We start from the raw sequence: 8,072 nt of genomic DNA, 5'->3' as shown, positions 1-8,072 counted from the left end.
CGAACATTATGCGCACCAACCAAATAACTACTCAAATCTGCCATCCACATCAGGCTGATTATGTACAACCGGAGTTCGTTCACTCCGGTCTTTTCCGCATCCCTCTGAAATCGGTTCTCAGATTTTTGCCTGATTCACTCGCGCCGACAGCGCCTGGTGATTCTCTTTTCTTTCGCTGTACCGGTCGGACAGATAACCTGTGTGTCTTTTCAGAATCAGCGTGATTTTATAAAGCTCTTCTGTCACATCCACAATTCGATCGTACCAGGCTGACGGTTTCATCCGTCCTTCTTCATCAAACTCCTGCCACGCCTTCGGCACTGACGACTGATTTGGAATGGTGAACATTCGCATCCAGCGGCCAAGGATTCGCATCTGGTTGACGGTATTGAATGATTGCGAGCCTCCGCAAACCTGCATCACGGCCAGCGTTTTTCCCTAGGACGGCCGAACTGCGCCTTCACTCAGCGGTATCCAGTCAATCTGCGCTTTCATCACCGAACTCATTGCGCCATGCCTTTCGGGAGAACTCCAGACCATCCCGTCACACCATCTGACCAGCGCCCGCAGTTCGAGCACTTTCGGATGGGTTTCTGGTGCGTCGTCCGGCAATGGCAGACCCGATGGATTAAACATCTTCACGTCGGCGCCCATTTCGGTCAATAACCGCCCCGCTTCTTCTGCGGCAAACCGGCTGTAGGAACGCTCCCGAATGGATCCGTAGAGAATCAGAATGCGTGGCGGCGTTGTTGGGTCACTGCCAGAAATTTTGCTGGTGACCGTATCATCAAAGAATTGTGGTTCGATGGCGGGTAGATGTTTCATGAAATGGCTCCGTTCTTAAACGCTGTGCTTTTAAAGTTATCATATATGGATTAGCATATGTGTTGTCAAATCTTATCGAGGTGCAACATGCTACAGCCTGTTCAGCTTTTTAAATTACTTTCTGATGAAACCCGTTCAACGATCGTGATGTTGCTCAGGGAGTCCGGAGAGCTTTGCGTATGCGATATCTGTGCAGCAACGGCAGAGTCTCAGCCCAAAATTTCACGCCATATGGCCTTATTACGTGAGGCCGGGCTGGTTTCCGATCGTCGTGAAGGGAAATGGGTGCACTATCGCCTTTCGCCACATATGCCCGCGTGGGCGGCGGCGATTATTGACTCAGCCTGGAACTGTGAGCGTGAAAACATTCGCAACACGCTCAACAACGCTTCACCTGCTGCATGCTGAAATGCGTTTACATATTCGTCTGAATAGATATGAATGGAGTAACTGATGTTATTGGCCGGTGCAATTTTTCTGCTTACCCTCGTTCTGGTTATCTGGCAACCACGGGGTCTGGGCATTGGCTGGAGCGCCATGCTGGGTGCAGGTCTGGCTTTACTGACGGGTGTCGTTCATCCCGAAGATATCCCGGTAGTCTGGCAAATCGTCTGGAACGCCACCGCCACGTTTATCGCCGTGATCATCATCAGTCTTCTCCTTGATGAATCCGGATTCTTTGAATGGGCCGCGCTGCATGTTGCGCGCTGGGGCAATGGCCGTGGTCGCCTGCTGTTCACCTGGATTATCCTGCTGGGTGCGATGGTTGCCGCGCTGTTCGCCAACGACGGTGCCGCGCTGATTTTGACCCCGATTGTAATCGCGATGCTCCTCGCGCTGGGTTTCAGCAAAGGCGCCACGCTGGCCTTTGTCATGGCGGCCGGATTTATCGCCGATACGGCTAGCCTGCCGCTGATCGTGTCAAACCTGGTGAATATCGTGTCGGCGGATTTCTTTAAACTGGGCTTTGCGCAATATGCCGCAGTGATGGTCCCGGTCAACCTCGCGGCGATTGCAACAACATTGGTCATGCTGCATGTGTTCTTTCGCAAAGAGATCCCTGCCGTTTACGATGTATCTCTGTTGAAGCAACCGAAAATGGCCATTCGCGATGGCGCGACCTTTAAAATGGGCTGGCTGGTTCTGGTGCTGCTGTTAGTCGGATTCTTTGGTCTCGAGCCGCTCGGCGTGCCGGTGAGCCTGGTTGCTGCCGTCAGTGCGCTGCTTCTGTTTGCCGTCGCGAAAAAAGGGCATGCCATAAATACCGGCAACGTGCTGCGGGGCGCGCCCTGGCAGATTGTGATCTTCTCGCTGGGCATGTACCTCGTGGTCTACGGCTTGCGCAATGCGGGCCTGACGCACGCCCTCTCTGCTCTGCTCAACCAACTGGCCGATCACGGTTTGTGGGCTGCGACACTCGGGACCGGATTCCTGACGGCGTTTCTCTCCTCCGTGATGAACAATATGCCAACCGTTCTGGTGGGTGCCCTGTCGATCGATGGCGTTACCGCGACCGGCGTCATCAAAGAGGCGATGATCTATGCCAACGTTATCGGCAGCGATCTGGGCCCCAAAATCACCCCAATTGGCAGCCTGGCAACACTGCTGTGGCTACACGTTCTGGCGCAGAAAAATATGACCATCACCTGGGGATATTACTTCCGGGTCGGGATCGTCATGACCATCCCGGTGCTATTTGTGACGCTGGTCGCGCTGGCGCTTCGCCTGTCTTTCACTGTGTAATGAGGTACTGATATGAGCAACATCACTATTTACCACAACCCAGCCTGCGGCACGTCGCGAAATACCCTTGAAATGATCCGCAACAGCGGGACGGAACCCAAGATTATCCTCTATCTGGATACCCCGCCCACGCGGGAAGAACTGGTGAAACTGCTTGCAGATATGGGGATAACGGTTCGGGCGCTGTTACGCAAAAATGTCGAACCCTATGAGCAATTAGGGTTGGCAGACGACTCTTTCAGCGATGACCAGTTGATTGATTTCATGTTACAGCACCCTATTCTTATCAACCGGCCCATTGTCGTTACCCCTTTGGGAACGCGTTTATGCAGGCCATCAGAGGTGGTGCTGGATATTTTGACGGAAGAGCAGCGCGGTGCGTTCACGAAAGAAGATGGTGAACCGGTTGTGGATGAACACGGAAAACAGATCAAGAAATAACGACTGTTCAAGGGAGCACTCAGTGCTTCTTTGATTTTTCAGGCCCGTAGAGAATAACCTGCGCAACCTCCGCTTTTCACCGTCAGCCGTCTTATCAGGAAATACTCAATTTTTTGTGATAATCATTCTGACCTGTTGTTTACACTACACTTAACTCCCGGTTACTAAAAAGAAAGGAGTTCGCATGAAACTATGGCCTGTGATGACGGGTATCGCTGTGGCGCTCACGCTGGTTGCATGTAAATCACCGACCCCACCAAAGGGCGTGAAGCCTGTCAGCGACTTTAACGCCAGCCGCTACCTCGGTAAATGGTATGAAATCGCGCGCCTGGAAAACCGCTTTGAAAAGGGTATGGAACAGGTTACAGCGACGTACGGTCTGCGTAGCGACGGGGGAATTACCGTACTCAACCGTGGATATGATCCGATTAAGAACAGGTGGAAAGAAAGTGAAGGTAAAGCGTACTTCACCGGAGCGCCCACCACTGCAGCGCTGAAAGTCTCGTTCTTTGGCCCGTTTTACGGCGGCTATAACGTAATTAAACTGGATAAGGATTACCAGCACGCACTGGTCAGCGGCCCGAATCGCGACTATTTATGGATCCTCTCTCGCTCAACAACCCTTCCAGAGACTGTCAAGCAGGACTTCCTCGCGACGGCGCGTGAGCTGGGCTTCCCGGTGGAACAGCTGGTGTGGGTCAAGCATTAAGGATTAGCAGATAGCGGGCGACAGAGAAAACCGCGCATAAAAAAAAACCCCTGCAATGATGCAGGGGAAACACATGTCAGAGCTTATCGTTATTTTTTAGTTAAACACCATTCCGCCGTCAATCAGCAAAGACTGACCGGTCATGTAGTTAGAATCAGGCCCTGCGAGGTAAGAGACGCAGGCGGCGACATCTTCCGGTTCGGACAAGCGGCCAAGCGTGATGCGTTTGGCGAAGGTTTCAGTGCCGTAGCCCGCCGGTTTGCCTGCGGCCTCGGAAATCTGACGGTCAATCTCTTCCCACATCGGCGTTTTCACAATACCCGGGCAGTAGGCGTTAACGGTGATGCCGAGCGGAGCCAGGTCTCGCGCGGCGGTCTGCGTTAAGCCGCGTACGGCGAATTTGCTGGAACTGTAGACCGCCAGTTCAGGATTTCCCGTATGGCCCGCCTGGGAGCAGGCGTTGATGATCTTACCGCCGTGCCCCTCTTTGCGAAAAGCGTCGATCGCGGCCTGAATCCCCCAGATCACCCCTTTCACGTTGATGTTATAAACCCTGTCGACAATCTCAGGCGTGATCGACTCGATAGGCGTAGACGGCGCAATCCCGGCGTTATTAACGATCACATCGAAGCCACCCAGCGCCGTTCGGGCTTTCTCTACTGCCGCAAACACCTGCTCGCGGTTCGATACATCCACCTTCACGGCAACGGCTTTGCCACCGTTACGGGTGATTTCATCGGCGACGGCTTTTGCCGTGTCGCCGTTGTAATCGGCGATAGCAACGGCAAAACCATCTTTTACCAGGCGAAGCGCAATCGCTTTACCAATTCCCTGACCGGAGCCTGTTACGAGAGCAACTTTATGCATGTCTTTGTCCTTAAGTAGTTCACAAAATCTGACTGAGATGGAGCTGGCCCATCAGCAGCGGGTTGTCGCTATAGTCGACGGGAATGGCCACCACGGCAGGGCCGTCGACCTCCATCGCCGCACGTAGCGTGGGTTCCAGCGCGTCGGCACTCTCCACGGCAAAGCCTTTCGCGCCAAAGGCATCGGCATAGGCTTTGAAATCCACCGGGCCGAAGTTCACGCCGGAAAGGCGCTGGTATTTTTTCTCTTCCTGAATAGCCACCATGTTGTAGCCGTTATCGACCCAGATGATGTGCAGAATGTTGGCTTTGAGGCGCACGGCGGTTTCGAGCTCCATGCTCGACTGCAGGAATCCCCCGTCACCGGACACCGATACGACTTTGCGGCCAGGGTTGACCAGCCAGGCGCCAATCGCCCACGGCAGCGCAACGCCCATGGTCTGCTGCCCGTTAGAAATCATCACCTGACGCGCGCGGAAGCTGTAGAGATAGCGGGCAATCCAGATGTGGAAACTGCCCATGTCGACGGTGAGCGTCACGTCGTTGTTAACGATGTCCTGCATGGCACGCACGATGCGCAGCGGATGCAGGGCAAACTGGTTAAGCGATGCGCCACGTCTGTCGAGCAAATCACGCTGATGGCGGCGATCGAGAAGAACTTCAGTGGCGCGCGGGCTCAGCTCCAGCGTATGGCTAATCCGGCTGGCGAGCCGGTTTAGCGTGCCGGCAATATCCCCGACCAGTTCGAGGTCCGGGACGTAGTTGCGTTCTTCATAGGCCGGAAGTACATCAATATGCACCAGAATGGCGTCGCCGCTATTCCACATAGACGGCTCGTATTCCACCGGGCTGTATCCCACGCAAATAATCAGATCCGCCAGATGTAACAGCCTGTCGCCCGCCTGATTATTAAACAGGCCGACGCGTCCGGCGAAGCGGGTGAAGTGCTGTTGATTCACGGCTCCGGCCGCCTGATAGGTGCTGGTGACCGGAATACCGCTTTTTTCCAGCAGCGTATGCAGCGCCGAGCTGTTCGCGGGCTGGCTGGCCATCAGGCCCAGCAAAATGACCGGATTTTTGGCGTTTTCGATGAGCTTCGCGACGTCGTTAATCGCCGCGTCAGGGGCCGGGCCCATGAGTGCCGATGTGCTGGCGGGCAAAATCGCGCCGGTAGCCGGCAGATCGACAATATCCTGCGGCAGGCTTACAAACGCACCGCCCGGTCTGCCCTGCTCAGCGGCGCGAAAGGCATTGGATACCACCTCGGCAATGGCATCCGAAGAACTCACTTCCACGGCGTATTTGGTGACCGGGCTGAACATGCTGACGGTGTCCATGCTCTGATGGACCAGTTTGGCTTTATCTGCCCGTTTCACAGCCCCGCCCAGGGCAACAACGGGGTCACCTTCGCTGTTGGCCGTGGCGATACCGGTGATCAGGTTCGAACAGCCCGGACCGGAGGTGACAAGTGCCACGCCTGCTTTACCCGTCAATCGCCCTACCGCTGCCGCCATAAACGCCGCATTCGCCTCGTGACGCACGGGAATGATGCTGATGGAAGAATCCAGCAGTGAATCAAAGACTTTATCGATTTTTGCGCCGGGAATACCAAAAACCTGTTTCACGCCCTGCGCTTCCAGCTGGCCGACGATCATATCGGCACCATGCGCCCACTGACGAGCCTGTTTATCACTGTTCACGATGATTCTCCTGTTAGTTTTCGACGGAACGGATCGCGGCATCGAGGTCGCCCGGGTGGAGATTAGCCTGCAAAAACGCGCTGTCGGCAGGCAGGTCAATCAGCAGCTTGTGAATTTCACCGAACGTGAGTACGCCCTGCTCAAGCTGGTAATCGAGCAGATGCCCGCCGCCCTGACGATCGTCAGTGATGAAGTGTTCGTGGTAACCCGCCACGTTAATGCCCTGCATATGCTGCGGGGTACGGAATCCGACCAGAACCCCCTTGCGCTGGTTAAAACGAAACACCGGCTGGTCGTCGAGCACGTCGGTCATCGCGCGATAAGGCGGCGTCTGACGAGGAACGGTACGGGTGTGTGCGTGGCGGAAGTTGCCATCAATACGCAGGGCGCAAAACAGATTATCCGATGGAATTTGCTGGTCTATCACGTCATGGATCTGCTGGCGGCTGACCGGTTCATCAAATGTTTTCTTATATTGCGGCTGGAACCAGGTCATCACGGCAAACGGCGTTTTTTGCTCCGGCTTTGCCGCGCGGGCGCTACCGTCGGCGCGCAGCTGGTAGACCTGGCTGCTAAAGGCAATCATTTCGCCATCCAGCTCGTTGAACGTGCCGAGGCCAAAATCGCCGTGCGTGAGCAGGCTGGCGATGGTGGTTTCCCCTTCATACACGCCGCTCAACAGGGCGCTCATTAGCGATGTCTGATAGATCACATTGTCAGGGTGTTGCGCCGAGAATCCTCTAAGGGTTTCGCACAAACTCGCCTCACAATCGCATGCAGATGAATGCGTCATCATGCGTTTCCTCTTCAACTTTATTTATAAAGGTTAAATAAATGTTGACCCGATTCAGCAGAGAGTTCCAATATAGAAAGCATGCGGGTTTGAGACGTTTTTGATATGGAACTTCGTTATCTACGGTATTTCGTCGCGGTTGCGCGCGAACGACACTTCACCAAAGCGGCTAAAGCACTGGGGATGTCGCAGCCTCCGCTGAGCCAGCAGATCAAGCGGCTCGAGGAGGAAGTGGGCACCCCGCTGTTCAGGCGCCTGACGCGTGGCGTGGAACTCACCGAGGCGGGAGAAGCGTTCTATGAGGACGCCTGCAAAATCCTCGCGATGAGCGATGCTGCGCTGGAGAAAGCCAGGGGCATTGCGCGTGGGCTTAGCGGGAATTTATCGATTGGGATCACCAGTTCTGATGCCTTTCATCCACAGATCTTTGCGCTGATTCATCAGTATCAGCTTCAAAACCCGGCGGTGACGGTTCACCAGGTCGAAGCCAATATGTCATCGCTGATGACGATGCTGGCGGAGGGGGAACTGGATATCGCCTTTGTGCGTTTACCGTGCGAGAGCAGCAAGCAATTTGAGCTGAAATTACTCGATCGGGAACCGATGGTGGTGGCGTTACACCGTACGCATCCCCTTTCGGCGTGCGACGCGCTGGCGCTGGACCAGCTTCGGGATACGCCGATGATTTTATTCCCGCAGGAGGTTGCGCCAGCCCTGTTCGAGCGCGTTTACGGCTGCTGCGAGCGGGCCGGAATTGATATGCACCATACGCTGCAATCCTCCCAGCTTTCGTCCTCCCTGAGCATGGTCGCCGCAGGGGGCGGGTTCGCCCTGGTGCCACAGTCGATGGCCGCCATTTCGCCGATCGATGTGACCTATCATGCCCTGACCACACCGGAACTCTTTACGGATATCGCCCTCTGCTGGCGTCGTTTCGAACGCTCGCGGACGGTGAAACGTTTGTTAGCGATGCTGAAAGTGGATTGAGTTCCGGT

General features: G+C 55.0%; 8 protein-coding genes and 1 pseudogene. 5 read left to right on the top strand and 4 right to left on the bottom strand.

The features are described from left to right. Positions 1-117: 117 nt before the first annotated feature. Positions 118-825 (bottom strand): annotated as a pseudogene (arsH, locus tag ETG88_RS05820) (arsenical resistance protein ArsH). 87 nt (positions 826-912) lie between these two features. On the opposite strand from arsH, the gene ETG88_RS05815 reads away from it, so the two are divergent. The 4 genes from ETG88_RS05815 to ETG88_RS05800 all read left to right on the top strand — a co-directional run bounded on the left by ETG88_RS05815 (position 913) and on the right by ETG88_RS05800 (position 3,718). Beyond that, complete coding sequence (locus ETG88_RS05815) at positions 913-1,233, top strand: metalloregulator ArsR/SmtB family transcription factor (RefSeq protein WP_102103731.1); 321 nt, start codon at positions 913-915, stop codon at positions 1,231-1,233. A 45-nt stretch (positions 1,234-1,278) separates the two neighbouring features. Continuing rightward, complete coding sequence (locus ETG88_RS05810; protein ID WP_129034918.1) at positions 1,279-2,568, top strand: arsenic transporter; 1,290 nt, start codon at positions 1,279-1,281, stop codon at positions 2,566-2,568. A 12-nt stretch (positions 2,569-2,580) separates the two neighbouring features. After that, the gene (gene arsC, locus ETG88_RS05805; protein WP_129034917.1) at positions 2,581-3,009 is read left to right on the top strand and encodes a glutaredoxin-dependent arsenate reductase; all 429 of its coding nucleotides are present in this window, start codon (positions 2,581-2,583) and stop codon (positions 3,007-3,009) included. A gap of 184 nt (positions 3,010-3,193) precedes the next feature. Further along, on the top strand, positions 3,194-3,718 hold the full coding sequence (locus ETG88_RS05800) for a lipocalin family protein (RefSeq protein ID WP_102103728.1): 525 nt from the start codon (positions 3,194-3,196) through the stop codon (positions 3,716-3,718). Positions 3,719-3,814: 96 nt separating this feature from the next. Here ETG88_RS05800 and ETG88_RS05795 read toward each other — a convergent pair whose 3' ends face one another. The 3 genes from ETG88_RS05795 to budA are packed head-to-tail and all read right to left on the bottom strand — an operon-like array spanning position 3,815 to position 7,077. Next, on the bottom strand, positions 3,815-4,585 hold the full coding sequence (locus ETG88_RS05795; protein ID WP_100780159.1) for a (S)-acetoin forming diacetyl reductase: 771 nt from the start codon (positions 4,583-4,585) through the stop codon (positions 3,815-3,817). 19 nt (positions 4,586-4,604) lie between these two features. Further along, positions 4,605-6,326: an acetolactate synthase AlsS gene (alsS, locus tag ETG88_RS05790; protein ID WP_129034916.1), complete on the bottom strand. Its 1,722-nt coding sequence runs from the start codon at positions 6,324-6,326 to the stop codon at positions 4,605-4,607. Further along, positions 6,298-7,077 (bottom strand): acetolactate decarboxylase, encoded by a 780-nt coding sequence (gene budA / locus ETG88_RS05785; RefSeq protein WP_129034924.1) that lies wholly within the window; start codon positions 7,075-7,077, stop codon positions 6,298-6,300. The genes alsS and budA overlap by 29 nt, the downstream gene beginning before the upstream one ends. A 105-nt stretch (positions 7,078-7,182) precedes the next feature. Here budA and ETG88_RS05780 point away from each other — a divergent pair, with 105 nt between their 5' ends. Next, complete coding sequence (locus ETG88_RS05780; RefSeq protein ID WP_129034915.1) at positions 7,183-8,064, top strand: LysR family transcriptional regulator; 882 nt, start codon at positions 7,183-7,185, stop codon at positions 8,062-8,064. The last annotated feature ends 8 nt before the right edge of the window (positions 8,065-8,072 follow it).

The sequence above is a fragment of the Lelliottia nimipressuralis genome, assembly GCF_004115925.1.
GTDB lineage: Bacteria > Pseudomonadota > Gammaproteobacteria > Enterobacterales > Enterobacteriaceae > Enterobacter > Enterobacter nimipressuralis.
Note: the sequence above shows the minus strand (reverse complement) of the source record. Positions and strands in the feature narration are given on the sequence as shown.